The 16760-nt window shown below is 64.8% G+C and carries 18 protein-coding genes, 1 tRNA gene, 1 pseudogene and 1 riboswitch; of the genes and pseudogenes, 8 read left to right on the top strand and 12 right to left on the bottom strand.

The genetic code is table 11. The features are described from left to right. The first annotated feature begins 156 nt into the window (after positions 1-156). Together BW994_RS11780 and BW994_RS11785 are read left to right on the top strand one after the other, a co-directional pair. Complete coding sequence (locus tag BW994_RS11780) at positions 157-423, top strand: GIY-YIG nuclease family protein (RefSeq protein ID WP_245594223.1); 267 nt, start codon at positions 157-159, stop codon at positions 421-423. A 57-nt stretch (positions 424-480) separates the two neighbouring features. Further along, positions 481-555: transfer RNA gene (locus BW994_RS11785), tRNA-Met, on the top strand. 60 nt (positions 556-615) lie between these two features. Here the strand turns inward: BW994_RS11785 and metG are convergent. The 8 genes from metG to BW994_RS11825 form a co-directional block, all read right to left on the bottom strand. Continuing rightward, the gene (gene metG, locus BW994_RS11790) at positions 616-2151 is read right to left on the bottom strand and encodes a methionine--tRNA ligase (RefSeq protein ID WP_029313705.1); all 1536 of its coding nucleotides are present in this window, start codon (positions 2149-2151) and stop codon (positions 616-618) included. Beyond that, positions 2148-3116, bottom strand: a complete 969-nt coding sequence (locus BW994_RS11795; protein ID WP_029313707.1) for a DNA polymerase III subunit delta' — start codon at positions 3114-3116, stop codon at positions 2148-2150. Before BW994_RS11795 ends, metG begins: the two co-directional genes overlap by 4 nt. Next, a complete protein-coding gene (gene tmk, locus BW994_RS11800) occupies positions 3113-3745 on the bottom strand; it encodes a dTMP kinase (protein WP_029313708.1) in 633 nt (210 codons plus the stop codon). Before tmk ends, BW994_RS11795 begins: the two co-directional genes overlap by 4 nt. Further along, positions 3742-4632, bottom strand: coding sequence for an SPOR domain-containing protein (locus BW994_RS11805; RefSeq protein WP_029313710.1), 891 nt, complete (start codon positions 4630-4632; stop codon positions 3742-3744). Before BW994_RS11805 ends, tmk begins: the two co-directional genes overlap by 4 nt. Beyond that, complete coding sequence (locus BW994_RS11810) at positions 4629-5588, bottom strand: lytic murein transglycosylase (protein WP_029313712.1); 960 nt, start codon at positions 5586-5588, stop codon at positions 4629-4631. The genes BW994_RS11805 and BW994_RS11810 overlap by 4 nt, the downstream gene beginning before the upstream one ends. Before the next feature lie 69 nt (positions 5589-5657). Then, on the bottom strand, positions 5658-6320 hold the full coding sequence (locus tag BW994_RS11815; protein WP_029313714.1) for a DsbA family oxidoreductase: 663 nt from the start codon (positions 6318-6320) through the stop codon (positions 5658-5660). Positions 6321-6489: 169 nt separating this feature from the next. Continuing rightward, complete coding sequence (locus BW994_RS11820) at positions 6490-8391, bottom strand: putative bifunctional diguanylate cyclase/phosphodiesterase (protein ID WP_051657621.1); 1902 nt, start codon at positions 8389-8391, stop codon at positions 6490-6492. After that, entirely contained in the window at positions 8381-9004 is a 624-nt protein-coding gene (locus BW994_RS11825) for a heme NO-binding domain-containing protein (RefSeq protein ID WP_029313717.1), read from the bottom strand. Before BW994_RS11825 ends, BW994_RS11820 begins: the two co-directional genes overlap by 11 nt. Positions 9005-9225: 221 nt before the next feature. Then, positions 9226-9330, top strand: a riboswitch (TPP riboswitch). A gap of 48 nt (positions 9331-9378) precedes the next feature. Between BW994_RS11825 and thiC the strand changes: the two genes are divergently transcribed. The 5 genes from thiC to BW994_RS11850 all read left to right on the top strand — a co-directional run bounded on the left by thiC (position 9379) and on the right by BW994_RS11850 (position 13842). After that, positions 9379-11199 (top strand): phosphomethylpyrimidine synthase ThiC, encoded by a 1821-nt coding sequence (gene thiC, locus BW994_RS11830; RefSeq protein ID WP_029313718.1) that lies wholly within the window; start codon positions 9379-9381, stop codon positions 11197-11199. A 4-nt stretch (positions 11200-11203) separates the two neighbouring features. Then, positions 11204-12325, top strand: coding sequence for a glycine oxidase ThiO (thiO, locus tag BW994_RS11835; RefSeq protein WP_029313719.1), 1122 nt, complete (start codon positions 11204-11206; stop codon positions 12323-12325). Next, positions 12322-12528, top strand: coding sequence for a sulfur carrier protein ThiS (thiS, locus tag BW994_RS11840; protein WP_029313720.1), 207 nt, complete (start codon positions 12322-12324; stop codon positions 12526-12528). The genes thiO and thiS overlap by 4 nt, the downstream gene beginning before the upstream one ends. A gap of 49 nt (positions 12529-12577) precedes the next feature. Further along, complete coding sequence (locus tag BW994_RS11845; protein ID WP_211252812.1) at positions 12578-13297, top strand: thiazole synthase; 720 nt, start codon at positions 12578-12580, stop codon at positions 13295-13297. A 152-nt stretch (positions 13298-13449) separates the two neighbouring features. Next, on the top strand, positions 13450-13842 hold the full coding sequence (locus BW994_RS11850) for an ArsR/SmtB family transcription factor (RefSeq protein WP_029313723.1): 393 nt from the start codon (positions 13450-13452) through the stop codon (positions 13840-13842). On the opposite strand, the gene BW994_RS11855 is transcribed toward BW994_RS11850, so the two are convergent. The 4 genes from BW994_RS11855 to BW994_RS19265 all read right to left on the bottom strand — a co-directional run bounded on the left by BW994_RS11855 (position 13791) and on the right by BW994_RS19265 (position 15831). Beyond that, positions 13791-14258: a DUF6691 family protein gene (locus tag BW994_RS11855; RefSeq protein WP_029313725.1), complete on the bottom strand. Its 468-nt coding sequence runs from the start codon at positions 14256-14258 to the stop codon at positions 13791-13793. The genes BW994_RS11850 and BW994_RS11855 overlap by 52 nt on opposite strands. Further along, a complete protein-coding gene (locus tag BW994_RS11860; RefSeq protein WP_029313727.1) occupies positions 14258-14695 on the bottom strand; it encodes a YeeE/YedE family protein in 438 nt (145 codons plus the stop codon). The genes BW994_RS11855 and BW994_RS11860 overlap by 1 nt, the downstream gene beginning before the upstream one ends. A gap of 10 nt (positions 14696-14705) precedes the next feature. Further along, a complete protein-coding gene (locus tag BW994_RS11865; RefSeq protein WP_029313728.1) occupies positions 14706-15575 on the bottom strand; it encodes an MBL fold metallo-hydrolase in 870 nt (289 codons plus the stop codon). 64 nt (positions 15576-15639) lie between these two features. Further along, on the bottom strand, positions 15640-15831 hold the full coding sequence (locus BW994_RS19265; protein ID WP_139334095.1) for a hypothetical protein: 192 nt from the start codon (positions 15829-15831) through the stop codon (positions 15640-15642). 100 nt (positions 15832-15931) lie between these two features. Between BW994_RS19265 and BW994_RS11870 the strand changes: the two are divergent. Next, positions 15932-16426, top strand: a pseudogene (locus tag BW994_RS11870) (DUF4372 domain-containing protein); the annotation flags it as partial. Between the last annotated feature and the right edge of the window lie 334 nt (positions 16427-16760).

Consider the following 16760-nt stretch of genomic DNA (forward strand, 5'->3'; position numbering starts at 1 on the left):
GTAGGTGACGGGTTGGGTCGGGCGCGGGGGATAAGAGTTCTTTGGTTCTTTCTTTCAAGAAAGAACGGCTTGCTTCCCCTGCCCTGCTCTGGTTTTTGATGCTGAATGGTGGTGGGGGAGGTTGGGATGAGGGTGGAGCGGCAGCCGGCGGTTTATATGATGGCGAATCGGCGGAATGGGACGATTTATGTGGGGGTTACGTCTGATCTGGTCCGGCGGGTGGCGCAGCATCGGGGTGGGGAGGGTTCGGGTTTTACGGCGCGGTATGGGTGCCGGATGTTGGTGTGGTTCGAGATGTGGGGTTCGATGGAAGGCGCGATCGCGCGGGAGAAGCGGCTTAAAACGGGTTCGCGGCGGGGGAAGCTTGCGTTGATCGAGGCGGGCAATCCGGAGTGGGAGGATTTGGGTTTCGGGTTGGTTTGATGGGATGGGGGCTGATTGACAGGTTTGGCGGTGGGCGCTACCTCGGCGCCACCGGTTGGCGGCGTAGCTCAGCGGTAGAGCAGGAGAATCATAATCTCTTGGTCGGTGGTTCAAATCCGCCCGCCGCTACCAGGTTTTCATCGAGATTTTGAGGGTTGGGACCGCGTGGCGATTGGGCTGCGCGGGGATTTTTCATGCGTCCGGTTCGACGAAGCGGGGGAAGAGGCCGGTGGGGGTTGGGAGTGGGGTGGCTTCGGTGAGGTGGGTTTCGAGGGCGGCGAAGTTGCGGGCGGTGGGGGGGATTGCCAGTTGGTCGAGCAGTTTCGCCATGGTTTCGGGCATGAAGGGTTGGAGCAGGATGGCGGCGATGCGGAGGGTTTCGCAGAGGGTGCGGAGGACGTGGGCCATGCGGGTGGGGTTGGTTTTGCGGAGTGCCCAGGGTTGTTCGTGGTCGATATAGGCGTTGGCGGCGCGGATGAGTTTCCAGATTTCCTCGAGGGCTTCCTGGTAGGCGAGGCGGTCCATTGCGGTGCGGACGCGGGTGGGGAGGGTTTCGGCGATGGTGGTGAGTGCGTGGTCGGCTTCGGTGGCGGGGCCGGCGGCGGGGATGGCGGCGCCGGCGTTTTTCGCGATGAAGCTGAGGGTGCGCTGGGCGAGGTTGCCGAGGCCGTTGGCGAGTTCGGTGTTCAGGCGGGTGATGATGGCGCGGCGGGAGACATCGCCGTCGTTACCGAAGGGGATTTCGCGGAGGAGGAAGAAGCGGATGGCATCGATGCCGAATTCGGTGATGAGGGGTTGGATTTCGAGGGCGTTGCCGAGGGATTTCGACATTTTTTCACCATCGACCACCCACCAGCCGTGGCCGAAGACGCGTTTGGGCAGGGGTAGGTTGGCGGCCATGAGCATCGCGGGCCAGTAGATGGCGTGGAAGCGGGTGATTTCCTTGCCGACGAGGTGGATGTCCGCGGGCCAGAACGCCATGTTCGGCGCGGTGCGGTCGGGGTAGCCGAGGGCGGTTAGGTAGTTGGTGAGGGCGTCGATCCACACATACATGACGTGGCCTGGGGTGTTGGGGACGGGGACGCCCCAGGTGAAGCTGGTGCGGCTGATCGAGATATCGCGCAGGCCGGAGCGGACGAAGCTGAGCACTTCGTTGCGGCTGGAGGCGGGCTGGATGAATTCGGGGTTGGTTTCGTAGAGGTCGAGCAGGCGGGATTGGAAGGTGCTGAGTTTGAAGAAGTATGAGGGTTCGCGGACCCATTCGACCGGGGCGCCGTAGGGGGAGCGTTTGGTGCCGTCGGGCGCGGTGGTGAGTTCGTCTTCGTTGTAGAAGGCTTCGTCGCGGGTGGCGTACCAGCCTTCGTAATGGCCGAGTTCGATCGCGCCGGCGGCATCGAGCGCTTGCCACATCGCGGCGCAGGCGGCTTTGTGGCGGGGTTCGGTGGTGCGGATGAAATCGGTGTTGGAGAGGTTGACCGCGGCGGCCATGGCGCGGAAGGCGTCGCTGTTGCGGTCGGCGAGGTGCTGGGGGGTGATGCCGGCATCGTTCGCGGCTTTTTCGATTTTCTGGCCGTGTTCGTCGGTGCCGGTGAGGAAGAAGACGTCGTAACCGTCGAGGCGTTTGAAGCGGGCCATGACATCGGCCGCGATCGAGGAATAGGCGTGGCCGATGTGGGGCGCGCCGTTGACGTAATAGATCGGGGTGGTGATGTAGAAACGCTTGGTCATGAGGGCCTTAGCTGGTGCAGGATGGTGATGATGGCGGCGCGCGGGTCGAGGTTCAGGCCTTCGACTTCGGCTTGGATGCGGCCGAACTCCTGCCAGAGGCTGACCTGGTGATCAAGCGCTGGTGAGGGTTGGGCGCGGGCCTGGGCGCGGGTGGCGGCGGCGAGGCCGGTGCGCAGGAGGTCGGTGAAGGTGGCGAAACCGTCTTCGAGGCGGGCGATGGCATCGGCGATGGCGGCGGCGCGGCTGGGGGTGATGGCGGTGGTGAGGGCTTCATCGACCAGGCCGGCCAGGGCCAGGCCATCGGATGCGGCGAGGGCGATGGCGCGGCCGATCGAGCCTTCGGCGAGGGTCGCGAGGCGGGTGGCGCGGTCGGGCGTGAGGTCGGGCTGGGCGGTGGCGAGCAGGATTTGGATGGTGGCGGCGTCGAGCGGTGCGACATCGAGCAGGCGGCAGCGGCTGCGGATGGTGGGGAGCAGGCGGCCGGGGGCGTGGCAGACCAGGAGCCAGATGGCGCGCGGCGGGGGTTCTTCGAGGAGTTTCAGCAAAGCGTTGGCGGCGTTGCGGTTGAGGGCTTCCGCGCCATCGACGATGACGACGCGCCAACCGCCCTCGCCGGGTGTGAGGCGGAGGAATTTGCCGGCCTGGGCGACGGTTTCGACCACGATTTCGCCCTGCATGCGCTTTTTTTTCTCATCGTAGCGGCGTTCGATGACGAGGAGATCGGCGTGGGAGGCGACGGCGACGCGGCGGAAGACGGGGTTGGTGGGCGGGAGCGAGAGGTCGGGCGTGGTGGCGCCGGCGAGCAGCCAGCGGGCGAAGCGGTAAGCGAGGGTCGCTTTGCCGATGCCGGGCGGGCCGGCGATCAGCCAGGCGTGGTGCAGGCGCGGGCCGGACGCGGCGCGGTGGAGTTCGGCGATCGCGCGGTCCTGGCCGAGCAGGGCGGGGTTGGCGCGCGGGGCGATCATGGCGCGAGGCGTTGGGTGATGGTGGCGGCGATGGTGGCGGCGATGGACTCGATCGGGCCGGACGCATCGATCAGGGCGCAGCGGGCCGGGTGGGACGCGGCGATGGCGCGGAAGCCGGCGGCGATTCTTGCGGCGAAATGCGCATCGAAGCGCTCGTAGCGGTCGGGCGTGGCGGCGCGGGCGGCGAGGCGGGCGGCGGCGATGGCGGGTGGAGTTTCGAGGATCAGGGTGAGATCGGGGGTCAGGCCGATCATGCTGGTAAGGGTTGCGATAATCGCGCGGTCGATGCCGAGGCCGTAGCCCTGGTAGGCCATGGTGGAATCGGTGAAGCGGTCGCACAGGACGATGTCGCCGCGGGCGAGGGCCGGGCGGATCAGTGTGGCAACGTGGTCGGCGCGGGCGGCGAAGACCAGCAGCGTGTCGGCCAGCGGGGCGAGGCTGGTGGCGGGATCGAGCATGACGGCGCGGATGGCTTCGGCGCCTTGCGTGCCGCCGGGTTCGCGGGTGAGGACGACGCTGTGGCCGGCGGCGCGCAGGGTGGCGGCGAGGCGGGCAATCTGGGTGGATTTGCCGACGGCTTCACCGCCCTCGAACGTGATGAAGCTGCCGGGCCTGATCCGGATGGTCAATGCACGATGATTTCGGGGTCGGGGATGCCGCGGGCCAGGACTTCGTGCAGCGCGGCGTCGGCGGTGGCGACGCTATGGTAGGGGCCGAGTTTGACGGCGTAGAGCGTGCGGCCTTCGCGCGGTTGCGGCACGACGCTGCCCGGCATGCCCGCGAGGCGATAGAGGATTTGTTGGGCATCGCCGCCGGTGCCGAAGCCGGCGATTTCGACATAGAGCGGGCCGGGATCGGGCGGGACGGCGTGGACGACGCCCGACAGTGGCGCGTTCGCGGTGGTTTGCGTTGGGTTGGAAATGGGTGCGCTGGCGGCCTGGGTGATCGGGCCCGCGCTGCCGGCGGCGCCGGGGGGTGGTGGCAGGGCGCTGGATTGCACGCCGGCGACCGGTGCGGCGGTGAGATGCGGTCCGGCGCCGAGCGCGGTTTGCAGCGCGGCGGAGCGGCCGGCGAGCAGGGTGACGCGCATTTCGACCACGCCGGTGGCGGGAAACGCAAGGAGGGAAGCGACTTTGCGGCTGACGGCGAGGATGCGGCCGGCGGTGGCGGGGCCGCGATCGTTGACGCGGACGGTGAGGGTGCGGCCGTTGACCAGATTGGTGACGCGGACCAGCGAGGGCAGCGGCAGAATCGGGCTTTGCGCCATCAAACCTTCGGGGTCGTAGGCTTCGCCATCGGTCGTTGCCGCGTCATGGCCGGGCGGGATGATGGTGGCGAGGCCGGTGCGGTCATAGGCATCGACCGCGCGCGGGTAGTGCCATTCGCCATCCGCCTGATAGGGGTTGCCGATCAGGTAATGCGCGCCGGTCGGCGGCGGGCCGGGGCGGATGCGTTTGTGGACACAGCCGCTCAGGGCAAGCGCGGCCAGCAGCGGGAGGCAGGCGGCGCGGTTCATGCCGCGATCGATCGCCCGAGTTCGCCGACCGCGAGGGCATAGAGATCCGAGGGGTTGTAGCGGCGGATGGACTCGAAATTGGCATAGGCCAGATAGGCGGCGCCGGTCGGGCCATCGGGCAGGAGCAGCGAGGCTTCGGTGGTGGGCGATAGCCGGGCGGCATTGGCGAGGCGATGCACGCCGAGTGCCTGCCAGCGGGCGAGCGGCAGGCGGTGCTGGCGTCCGGCCAGGCCGGCATTGAAGCCGGGCGGGATCAGGACCGGTTCGCTCGACGGCAGGCCGGGCACCCAGCGCGCCTTGTGCAGATAATTCGCGATCGAGGCCATGGTATCGGGCACGTTGGTCCAGATATTCGGGGTGCCGCGGCCGGTGAAATTGACCGCCGTGGTGAGATAGACGCTGGGCATGAATTGCGGCTGGCCCATGGCGCCGGCCCAGGAGCCGATCAGGCGGGGCAGCGGCGCATCGCCGCGGGCGGCGATTTTCATCGCGGCGATCGCCTCGTTGCCGAAATAGGGGCTCTGGCGGAACCAGGCGAGGGTGGCGAGCGAGTCGATCACCTGGAAATTGCCTTGGATGACGCCGAAATCGGTCTCGATGCCCCAGATGCCCATGATGGGATCGGCGGCAACGCCGAAGCGGGTGCGGATGGCGGCGAGCACCTGGCTGAGTTGTTGGCGCTTCGCTTGACCGTCGCGGATGCGGGCTTCGGTGACAACGCGGGCGCTGTATTGCGCCCAGGTGAGGGTGAATTCAGGTTGATGGCCATCGAGATGGATGACGCGCTGGTTGGGCGTGAGGCCGCCCAGCGCCTGGTCGATGATGCTGTTCGGCACGCCCTGCTGGCGGGCGCGGGCGCCGAGGCCTGACAGGAATCCAGTGAAATCAGCGGCTTGCGCCGAGGGTGCGAGGGCGAGAGCGAGCGGGGCGGTGGCGAGGAGGGTGCGGCGTTTCATGGTGGTGTTGTGCCACGCGGGCGGCGGCGGCGGAAGATGGGCGGGCGGCTTGCCGACGAATTGGGTTGGTCAGAACGGGGTCGCATCGCAATTGGCGAGTTCGATCAGGCGTTCCAGCACGTCGGGTTCCTGGGCGCCGGCGATCGCGGCCGAACCGTCGACCACGAAACACGGGACGCCGTTGATGCCGAGGCGGTGGGCGTAGAGATTGTCGGCGTGGACCTGATCGAGCGCCTGATCCGACAGCAGGAAGGACCGCGCCGCGACGGGATCGAGCCCGGTTTCGGCGGCGATCTCGACCAGGGCTTCGGTCTGTCCGATGTCGGTGCCATCGTGAAAATAGGCGTGAAAGATCGCGAGTATCAGGGCTTCGGCGGCACCGGAGGGCTCGGCGAAGCGGACGAGGCGATGGGCATTGATGCTGCTGGGGGTGCGGCGGATGCGCGCGAAATCGACGTGCAGGCCTTCGCCGGCGGCGATGTCGGTGATGGCGGCGTAGAAGCGGCGGGCGCGCTCCTCATCGCCGAATTTGCGCGCGGCATAATCGGTGCGGCTGATGCCGTTGCGCGGCATGTCCGGATTGAGGAGGAACGGCCGCCAGATGGGATGGATGGCGAGGTCGCGGCGGCGAAGGCGCATGCGGGCAAAGCGATGGACGCCGAGATAACACCAGGGGCAGACGAAATCGAACACGATTTCGACCGGAATGCGGACCGGGCGTGGCAGTACCATATTCACGGGATCGATTCTTACTCCATCCGTCAGGCCTGGCAAAGCAGGTTTCTGTGTGGTCCGCCGTAGGAATGGTGGCGGTGCGGAATGAGCCGGCAGGCTGCGTGTTCTGGAGCGCGAAATAGCGCGTTTGTTACGATTTTACTTGGCCGCCCTGCCCTGCCGCCGATCAGGCATGATGGTGCCTCGACGCGGCGGCACCACGGGTCGCGCCGCGCCCGACGGTTATCGTTTTGAACTGGTCGATCGGCAACGGGCGGCCGAGCAGGTAGCCTTGCATTTCATCGGCACCACAGCGGCGCAGAATGGCGGCCTGCAGTTCGGTTTCGACGCCTTCGACCACCACCGGCAGGCGCAGGCCGCGGCCGAGACCGAGGATTGCGTTGATGATCGCCATGGATTCCGAGCCCTCGCAGAGGTCGCGGACGAAACTGCGATCGACCTTGAGCTTGTCAAACGGGAACGCGCGGAGCGTGGCGAGCGAGGAGTAACCGGTGCCGAAATCATCCATCGCGATACGGACACCGAGGGCCTTGATGGCGCGCAGCGTGGCGAGGGCGCGTTCGGGATGGCGGATCAAGAGGGATTCGGTGACCTCGATTTCGAGGCGTTCCGGTGCGAGGCCGGTGGCGGCGAGGATTTCAGCGACAGTTTCGGCGAGGTTGCCCTGCTGGACCTGGATTGGTGAGACGTTGACGGCGATTTTCAACGGGTTTTGCCATCGCGCGGCTTCGGTGCAGGCGGTGCGCAGGACCCAGGCACCCAAAGGCCCCATGATCCCGATGGATTCGGCAATGCCGATGAAGATGTCGGGCGGGACCGACCCGTGCACCGGGCTGGTCCAGCGCAACAGAGCTTCGAACCCCATGAACTGGTCGAGCCGGGCGCAGAGCATGGGCTGATAGACCAGCGAGAACTCGCTGCGTTGCAAGGCGAGGCGCAGATCGTGCTCGAGTTTGCGGCGGTCCTGATATTCGCGTTCCATCGTGGGGTCGTAGGCGGCGAAATTGTTACGGCCTTCGTTCTTGATCCAGTACAGGGCGCGGTCGGCCCGGGCGAGCAGATCGTCCGCGGTTTTGGCATCGGCCGGGTAGTAGGCGATGCCAATCGAGGTCGAGAGGGAGAGTTCGGTCTGCCCCTTGAGCATCATGGTGCCCATGACGTCTTCGAGCAGGCGCCTGGCGAGGCTCTGCGCCGCTTCGGGTTGTTGGCCGAACGCCTGGACCACGACGAACTCGTCGCCGCCGATGCGGGCGACCAGATCGGTTTCGCGGACGTGGCAGGCAAGGCGGCGGGCCATTTCGCGCAGCACGTCGTCCCCGGCGGCATGGCCATAGAGATCGTTGACAGATTTGAAACCATCGAGATCAAAGCAGAGGACAGCAACCGTTTCGCGGCGGCGGGATGCCTCGGCCAGGATTAGTTCGAGCTGTTCGCTGAGATGGGCGCGGTTTGCCAGACCGGTCAGTGGATCGTGGCGCGCGAGGTGGCGGATCCGCTCGAAGGCAGATTTTCGTTCGGTGATCTCCTGGCAGATGCCGCGTACGGCGAAGACCGCACCGTGATCGTCGAATTCGGGCTGCATGTCGGTCCAGAACCAGCGATCCGCGCCGATTTCATCGCCCGCGCGGGATTCGATCGTGGTCCCCTGCCGGGTTTCGATGACCGAGGCGAAGGCCGCTTCGAAAACGGCACGCTCGGCGACGGCCAGTAATTGGGCCAGCGCATCGAAGCCGGGGATTATGGCGCGCTGAACGTCGCCGACCAGTGTGTGCATTTCATCCGACCAGGTCGTGTAGCGTCCTTCGACGATGACCCGCCAACTGCCGATGCGGGCCATGCGGTGGATTTTGCGGAGTTCCTGGATCGCCTCGGTCGAGGCGCGGACGGCGCGGCGTGCGACATCGAGCGAGAAATTGGCGGCGAGCGCGAATTTCTGGACCAGCGGATGCGAACTATCGGTCGTGATGCGGCTGGGTCCGATCTCGTCGGCGAGGGTGCAGAATTGGCGGCAGATGTCTTCGATTTCGGCCGATTTGAGTGCGGGGACGATGGCTTGGTCAATCACCATGGCAAAGGATCACCTCCGATTGGTCGCGCGCATGGGTTTGGCGCGCCGATGGCGGAGTTTGATGAACGGGCACAGCCGCGACATCGAACACGCAGAACGGCGCATCGAGATCGCCGGCGAGGATGCTGACGTCGATCGATTGCCCGAAGTGGGAGGCAACCGCGTGCATAAAGCTGACGTAGAACGAGGCGAAAGCCGCCTGGGACTGGTAGGTGACGCGCAGACGGTCGCCGTTGGCGCGGACCGAGACGATTTCGGACGCGCCTTGCAGGCCGGAGCCGCGCGCGGTGGCGGCGAAACTGTTGTAGACAACGGGCAGACGCATCAGGAACGATGCGGTATCCTCGGCGCCGGCAAACAGGCCACCGAGGTTTTCTGCGAGCCAAGCGAGGAAGAAGACGCCGAGACGGTCGTACAGATCGGGCAAGGTCAGGCCGGTGCGGGCAGCCATGGTGGTGATGACGGTGCGGCAGAGATCGTCATCGTAGGTTTGGGCGATGCTGAATTCGAAATCGGACGGCAGGTCGCAGGCTGCAAGGATCGTTTGCCGCGCATCGGCACCGCAATGCGTCGTTGTGAAACGATCGACCAGGAACGGGATGAGTCCAATCATATGCGGCCCAATCGTAGTTCGGGGCACCGAAATGCCGGTTCTGGGTGTCCGACAGGCGCGGTTTTGTCGCCTGGTAATTTTTAGTTTGCCTGTGAAAAATGAACAGATGATGAACGGATCTGTGGTAAATCGCGGATCGGGCATCGGGCGGGCGGGGTGTGGCCTGCACAGCCGACCCCGCGCTGATGGGTTGACATGGCGGCATGATCAAATCAGTCTAGGATTATTCCGAGGGGTGCGCCGTCGCGCTGAGAGCCGGGTTTGTCCGGCAACTCTTTGAACCTGATCCGGGTTGCGCCGGCGGAGGGACGGGATTTGCCTTTGTTGCACCGATCGCCGCTGCGTTACCCCTCATTTTTGTTGAGGAACGCGCCATGAACGTCCAGACCAAGCCAGCCATCGTGACCACGGGCCCGATCTCGGGGTCGCGCAAGGTGTTCTCTTCGCCCGAAGGCCGGCCGGATATTGCAGTGCCGTTCCGCGAGGTGGATTTGCACCCGACCGCGAACGAGCCGCCGTTCCGGCTATATGATACGTCCGGCCCGTTCACCGATCCGCATTTTTCGCTCGATCTGGACGCGGGATTGCCGCAGGTGCGCGGGGCGTGGCTGGCCGGGCGCGGGTTTGAGAGCGTGGCGCCACGCGCGGTCAAGCCGGAGGACAACGGGTTCGCGCCGGCCGATCGGCTGGTGCCGCCCTGCCCGGCCGAGCGCGCGGTGCTGGCAGGTCCCGATGGCACGATGGTGACGCAGTACGAGTTCGCGCGCGCCGGAGTGATTACCGAAGAGATGATCTATGTCGCGCATCGGGAGAATCTCGGGCGCGCCAAGGCGGCTGAGGGTGCAGCCGAGCGGCGGGCGGATGGCGAGGATTTCGGGGCGGCGATTCCGGAGTTCATCACGCCGGAATTCGTGCGGTCCGAGATTGCGGCGGGGCGGGCGATTATTCCGGCGAATATCAATCACCCCGAGTTGGAACCGGTTATTATCGGGCGCAATTTTTTGGTCAAGATCAACGCCAATATCGGTAATTCGGCGGTGACGTCGGGTGCGGCGGATGAGGTGGAGAAGCTGGTCTGGGCGATCCGCTGGGGTGGTGATACGGTTATGGATCTGTCGACCGGGCGGAATATTCATAACATCCGCTCATGGATCATGCGCAACGCGCCGGTGCCGATCGGGACGGTGCCGTTGTATCAGGCGCTGGAGAAGGTGGGTGGTGATCCGGACAAGCTCTCGTGGGAGGTATTCCGCGATACGCTGATCGAGCAGGCCGAGCAGGGGGTGGATTATTTCACGATCCATGCCGGGGTGCGGCTGGCCTATGTGCCGCTGACGGCAAAGCGGGTGACCGGGATTGTGTCGCGTGGCGGGTCGATCATGGCGCGGTGGTGCCTGGCGCATCACCAGGAGAGTTTCCTGTACACGCATTTCGATGAGATCTGCGACATCATGCGCAAGTATGATGTGTCGTTCTCGTTGGGCGACGGGTTGCGGCCGGGATCGATCGCGGATGCCAATGATGCGGCGCAGTTCGCCGAGTTGGACACGCTGGGCGAATTGACCAAGCGGGCCTGGGCGAAGGGTTGCCAGGTGATGATCGAAGGGCCGGGTCATGTGCCGATGCACAAGATCAAGGAGAATATGGAGCGCCAGCTCAAGGTTTGTCACGAGGCGCCGTTCTATACGCTCGGGCCGCTGACCACCGATATCGCCCCAGGTTACGATCATATCACCTCGGCGATCGGGGCGGCGATGATCGGCTGGTTTGGGACGGCGATGCTTTGTTACGTGACGCCCAAGGAGCATCTGGGGCTGCCGAACCGTGATGATGTGAAGGTCGGGGTGATGACATACCGGCTGGCGGCGCATGCCGCGGATCTGGCCAAGGGGCATCCTTCGGCGAAATTGCGCGATGATGCGGTGAGCCGGGCGCGGTTCGAATTTCGCTGGCAGGACCAGTTCAATCTTGGGCTCGATCCGGATACCGCGAAACAGTATCACGATGAGACCCTGCCGAAGGATGCGCATAAAGTGGCGCATTTCTGCTCGATGTGCGGGCCGAAATTCTGCTCGATGAAAATCTCGCACGATATTCGCGAGGACAGCGAGCGGATGGCCGGGCTTGAGCAGAAGTCGGCCGAGTTCCGCGAGGCGGGCAGCAAGATCTATGTCGACGAGGCCGCGGCGGACTGAGCCGATGCGGGTCGCTATCATTGGCGGCGGGGTGATCGGGCTGGCGCTGGGCTGGCGGTTGGCGCAGCGCGGGGTCTCGGTTGCGTTGTTCGAGCGCGATACCGTGGGGCGGGGTGCGAGCCATGCCGCCGCCGGCATGCTGGCGGCGGCGTGCGAGGCCGAGCCGGGCGAGGCGGCGCTTGGGGTGCTCAACCGGACCTCGCTTGCATTGTGGCCGGATTTCGCAGCCGAGGTCGAGGCGGCATCCGAGCGTTCGGTCGGGTTGCGGCGCGAGGGCACGATGCTGGTCGCGCTCAATCGCGACGATGCCGCGCGACTGCGGCATGACATGGCGTTCCAGCATAGCCAGGGCATCGACCTGGCGTGGCTGACGCCGGGTGAGGCGCGTGAGCGCGAGCCGTATCTGGCGCCGCAACTGGCCGGGGCGGTGTTTTCGCCGGACGATATCCAGGTCGATAATCGGGCGTTGGTGGCCGCACTGGCCGAGGCGTTTCGCCGCGCGGGTGGCGCGCTGCATGAACAGGCGACGGTGGCGCGGGTCGAGACGGCGCAGGGGCGGGCTTCCGGCGTGGTGGTCGATGAGACGTTTCATCCGGCGGATGTGGTGGTGCTGGCCGCCGGGGCGTGGTCGGGTGGTGTTGAGCTGCCGATCGCGCGGCCGCCGATCCGCCCGGTGAAGGGGCAGATGCTGGCGGTGCAGATGAACCCAGCCGATCCGCTGGTGCGCCATGTGATCTGGGCGCCCAAGGCTTATTTGGTGCCGCGGGCGGATGGCCGGCTGGTGGTGGGGGCGACGGTCGAGGAGCGCGGGTTCGATGATCGGATGACGGCCGGCGGCCTGTATTCGTTGCTTGATGGCGCCTGGCGGGCGGTGCCGGGGATCGAGGACTTGCCGGTGATCGAGACCTGGGTTGGGTTTCGGCCGGGGTCGCGCGACGATGCGCCGGTGCTGGGGCCGAGCGCCCTGCCCGGCCTGATGTTCTGCACCGGCCATCATCGCAACGGGATTTTGCTGACGCCGGTGACGGCGGCGGCGATGGCGGCGACGATGATCGACGGCGTGGTGGATCCGCGCGTTGCCCCGTTTGGTGCGGCGCGATTCGATCGGCTGAGGAGTGCGGCATGAACGATGATGATATCCGGGTAAACGGCGCGTTCGAGCCGTTCGCGCCGACGGTTGCGGCATTGCTGGCGGCCAAGGGGTTGGATGAGACCAAGGGGCTGGCGGTGGCGCTGAACGAGACGCTGGTGCCGAAATCGGCCTGGGGCAGCACGGCATTGAGCGCGGGCGATCAGGTCGAGATCGTGCGGGCGGTGGGTGGTGGCTGACGTGGCGGGGCTCGAAATCGCCGGGGTGGCGCTGGGCTCGCGGCTGTTCATGGGGACCGCCGGATATCCCAATCAGCTCACTCTGCTCGATGCGCTGGAGGCGGCGGCACCTTCGCTGGTGACGGTGGCGATAAGGCGGATCAGCCTCGATGCGTATGGCGGGTCGTTGCTCGATGAATTGGGCGGGCGGTTTCGGCTGCTGCCGAACACCGCCGGGTGCGCGACTGTGCGCGATGCGGTGCTGACGGCGGAACTGGCGCGCGAGGCGTTGGAGACCAACTGGATCAAGCTTGAGATCATCGGTGATCGGGAGACGTTGTATCCGGATGCCGAGTTCCTGCTCCAGGGAACCGCGGCATTGGTGAAGGCCGGGTTTGTCGTGCTGCCCTATTGCACCGATGATCCGGTGCTGTGCCGCAAGCTCGCGGATGTCGGCGCGGCGGCGGTGATGCCGCTGGGCTCGCCGATCGGCTCGGGGCTGGGGATTGCGAACCCTTATAATATCGAGCGGATCTGCGCACAGAGCGCGGTGCCGGTGGTGCTGGATGCGGGGATCGGCACCGCGTCCGACGCGGCGCAGGCGATGGAGTTGGGGTGCGACGCCGTGCTGCTGAACACGGCGATTGCGCGCGCGCATGATCCGGTGCGGATGGCCGGCGCGATGGCGGCGGCGGTGCGGGCGGGGTTCGATGCGCGCGGCGCCGGGCGGATTCCACGGAAGTTTCATGCCGAGGCTTCGAGCCCGGAACTGGGGTTGATCGGCGCGTAGGGTGGTTCACCCTGGGCAGCACAGGGCAACCGCCTGCGTTTGATAGACGCGGCCGATTGGTTGTTTTGTTTTTTCGCTCAAGCCTTGCCAAAGCATATTTAATCAGATCATAGTCACTGACTATTTCACGATCGTGAATATGGGGAACGCCGATGGGTCAAGCAGCCTTGCCCAATGATTTTAAAACGACGCGGATCAATCATGCCATTGCGGACGACAGCATCGAACTCGATGCGATGACCAGCAGCGCGACGATTGCGGCGCAGTTTTTGCGGTGCATCGCCAATCCGCATCGGTTGATGGTGCTGTGCCATCTGACGCATGGCGAGGCCTCGGTCGGGCAGTTGGAGCGTGAGTTGGGGATACGCCAGGCGCATCTTTCGCAGCAATTGGCGCGGTTGCGTCAGGATGGGCTGGTGACGACGCGGCGGGATTCGCGGACGATCTATTATGCGCTGGGCAGTGATGCCGCGCGCGAGGTGGTCGGGCTGATCTACCGGCTGTTCTGCACGAGCGATGCCGACCGCGCGGCCGCTGCCGATTGAACGCGGCGGGCGCTGAGCAGCCGGACGATCCATAATCCGGCGATCATGGCGATGACGAACGGAGCGACTCGCAACGGATGGATGGCGAGCGCGACCAGTGCTGGTCCGGGGCAAAGGCCGACCAGGCCCCAGCCGATGCCGAACAATCCCGCGCCGATCACCAGCCTCGCGGTGATGCCGCCATAGGGCAGAGTGGGGAACTGCGTACCGAACCACGGGTGGCTGCGCCGGCGCGCCACCGCGAAGGCAAGGCTCGCCATCACGACACCACCGGCCATTACGAAGGCGAGGCTCGGGTCCCAATGGGCGGTGAAATCGAGGAAATTCAAAACCTTGGCCGGGTCCGCCATGCGTGAGACGAGAAGCCCGGCGCCGAAGATGAGGCCGGCGAGGAAGGCAACCAGGGTGCGGCGCATCAGAAGCTTCCGATCGAGCGGGTCAAGAAGACCACCGCGAAGGCGATGATCATGAAACAGGCGGTTGCCACCATCGAGCGCGGCGACAGGCGTGAGAGGCCGCAGATGCCGTGGCCGGAGGTGCAGCCGCCGCCGAGCGCGGTGCCGACACCGACCAGCAGGCCCGCACCGACCAGCAGCGGGAGCGACCCTTGAAGATGGATGGCGGGGGCCAGACCGAGGCCGCGCGCCAGGATACCGGCGAGCAGGACGCCGGAGATGAAGGCAAGGCGCCAGTCGCGCTCGACGCGTTCGACCACGCCGCCGACGATGCCGCTGATCCCGGCGATGCGGCCGATGCCGAGCCACAGCAGACCGGCGGCGGCGCCGATCATCAGTCCGCCGGCGAGCGACAGCAGCGGTGTGAACGCGGTTGGTAGCGGTGGTGGCAGCAGCATGGGACGCCGATCAGAGGGTGTTCAACGGGATTTTCAGATAGCGCCGGCCGTTTCCGGACGGATCCGGCAGGTCGCCGCCGCGGATGTTGACCTGGAGCGAGGGCAGAATCAGCACCGGCGCCGGCAGCGTGGCATCGCGTTTTTCGCGCATCGCGACGAAATCGGCCTCGCTGATGCCGGTGTGGATCTGGACGTTATGGGCGCGCTGCGCACCGATCGTGCTTTCCCAGGCGGGTGCGCGGCCACCGGGCTGGTAATCATGCGCGGTGAATACCCGGGTTTCGGGCGGCAGAGCGAACAGGGTTTGTACCGAATGGTAGAGCGCATGGGCATCGCCACCCGGGAAATCGCAGCGGGCGGTGCCGTAATCGGGCATGAACAAGGTATCGCCGACGAAGACCGCATCGCCGATGTGGTAGGACATGCAGGCCGGCGTGTGGCCGGGCGTGTAGATGGCCTCGGCCGGGATGGTGCCGACCGCGAATGTTTCGTGGTCTTTGAAAAGGTGATCGAACTGGCGGCCATCGGTCGCGAAATCGGGACCGAGGTCGAAAATATCGGCGAAATTGCTCTGGACCGGCGCGATATGATCGCCGATGCCGATGACGCCGCGGCCGAGATGTTTTTGGAGGTAGCGGGCGGCGGAAAAATGATCGGCGTGGACATGGGTTTCAATGATCCAGTCGATCGTCAGGTCACGCGTGCGGACCGCATCGATCAGCGCATCGGCCGAGTTGGTCGAGACGCGGCCGGCTTTGGGATCGTAATCGAGCACGGAATCGACGACCGCCGCGTGATGGCTCGCCGGATCGATCACGATGTAGCTGATCGTGCTGGTGGCCGGATCGTAGAACGGCAGAACCTCGGGGCGGTTGATCATCGTTGCTGACTCCTGGACCGCAAGATATTCTATTATAGGAATGTGTGGCGCTGAGGGGCGTTTGTCAAGGGTTTTGGTTGGCGGCAACAAGGATATCAAAGGTGATGAGGAGATTCTTCTTTTTTGTGAACAAAAAAGAAGCAAAAAAAACTTTGTTAATTTGGGCACGTGCCTTTGAAAACGCCCGCGCCCCAGAGACAGAAAGTTTTTTGCTTCTTTTTTCACTGCCGTCCGGCTTAGCCGGGATTGTTAGCATATAACAGTTTGATTTGATTTAGTTTTCCGGCATTTTGTGGGTGGTGTCGATTTGAATTTTGATCTGGCACTTTTCGGTTTGGACCGAGGAGTCGCCCGTTATGAACACCGGCAAGACGCTGTTTGCTCAACTGATGGATTTTCTACCGTGGAGCAGTTTCACGCGTATGGTCGACCGCTACGGTGGCGACCAGCGGGTGCGGGTATTTCCTTGCGCGGCGCAGTACCGGGCGATGGCCTTTGCCCAACTGACCTATCGGGACAGTCTGCGCGATATCGAGACGTGCCTCTCGGTTCATGGCCCGAAGCTCTATCATATGGGTTTTCGCGAACCGGTTCGGCGCGCGACGCTTGCCGATGCCAACGAATCGCGTGACTGGCGCATCTATGCGGCGCTGGCACAAAGCCTGATCGGTCAGGCTCGCACGCTGTACGCGGGTGAAGATCTTGGGCTTGAACTCGAAAATACGGTCTATGCCTTTGATTCGACAACGATCGATCTGTGCATGACGATGTTTCCGTGGGCACATTTTCGCACCACCAAATCCGCCGTCAAACTGCACACCTTGCTCGACCTGCGCGGCAACATTCCAAGCTGCGCGTTCCGGTGGATCGCGATCACTGATTCCGTTTGATCGCGATCACGCAATCCGGTGGATCGCGATCATGGATTCCGTTTGATTGCGATCATCGATTCCGGTGATCGCGATCATTGGGATCGGCGCGGTGCTGGTGGGTCTCTGCTGACAGTCTTCAACTGAAGGTAGTCTTGATCTTTTGCCGAGGAGCAAGGGTTCGAGATGCCTGGAGAGAGATTGTCGATGCGGAAGATACGTGAGATTTTACGTCTGCGGCTGGAGCATGGTCTGGCGCAGCGTGCGATTGGGCAAAGCCTTGGGCTGAGCCAGGCTGCGATCAGTGAGTATTTGG

This window comes from Acidiphilium rubrum, from assembly GCF_900156265.1.
GTDB lineage: Bacteria > Pseudomonadota > Alphaproteobacteria > Acetobacterales > Acetobacteraceae > Acidiphilium > Acidiphilium rubrum.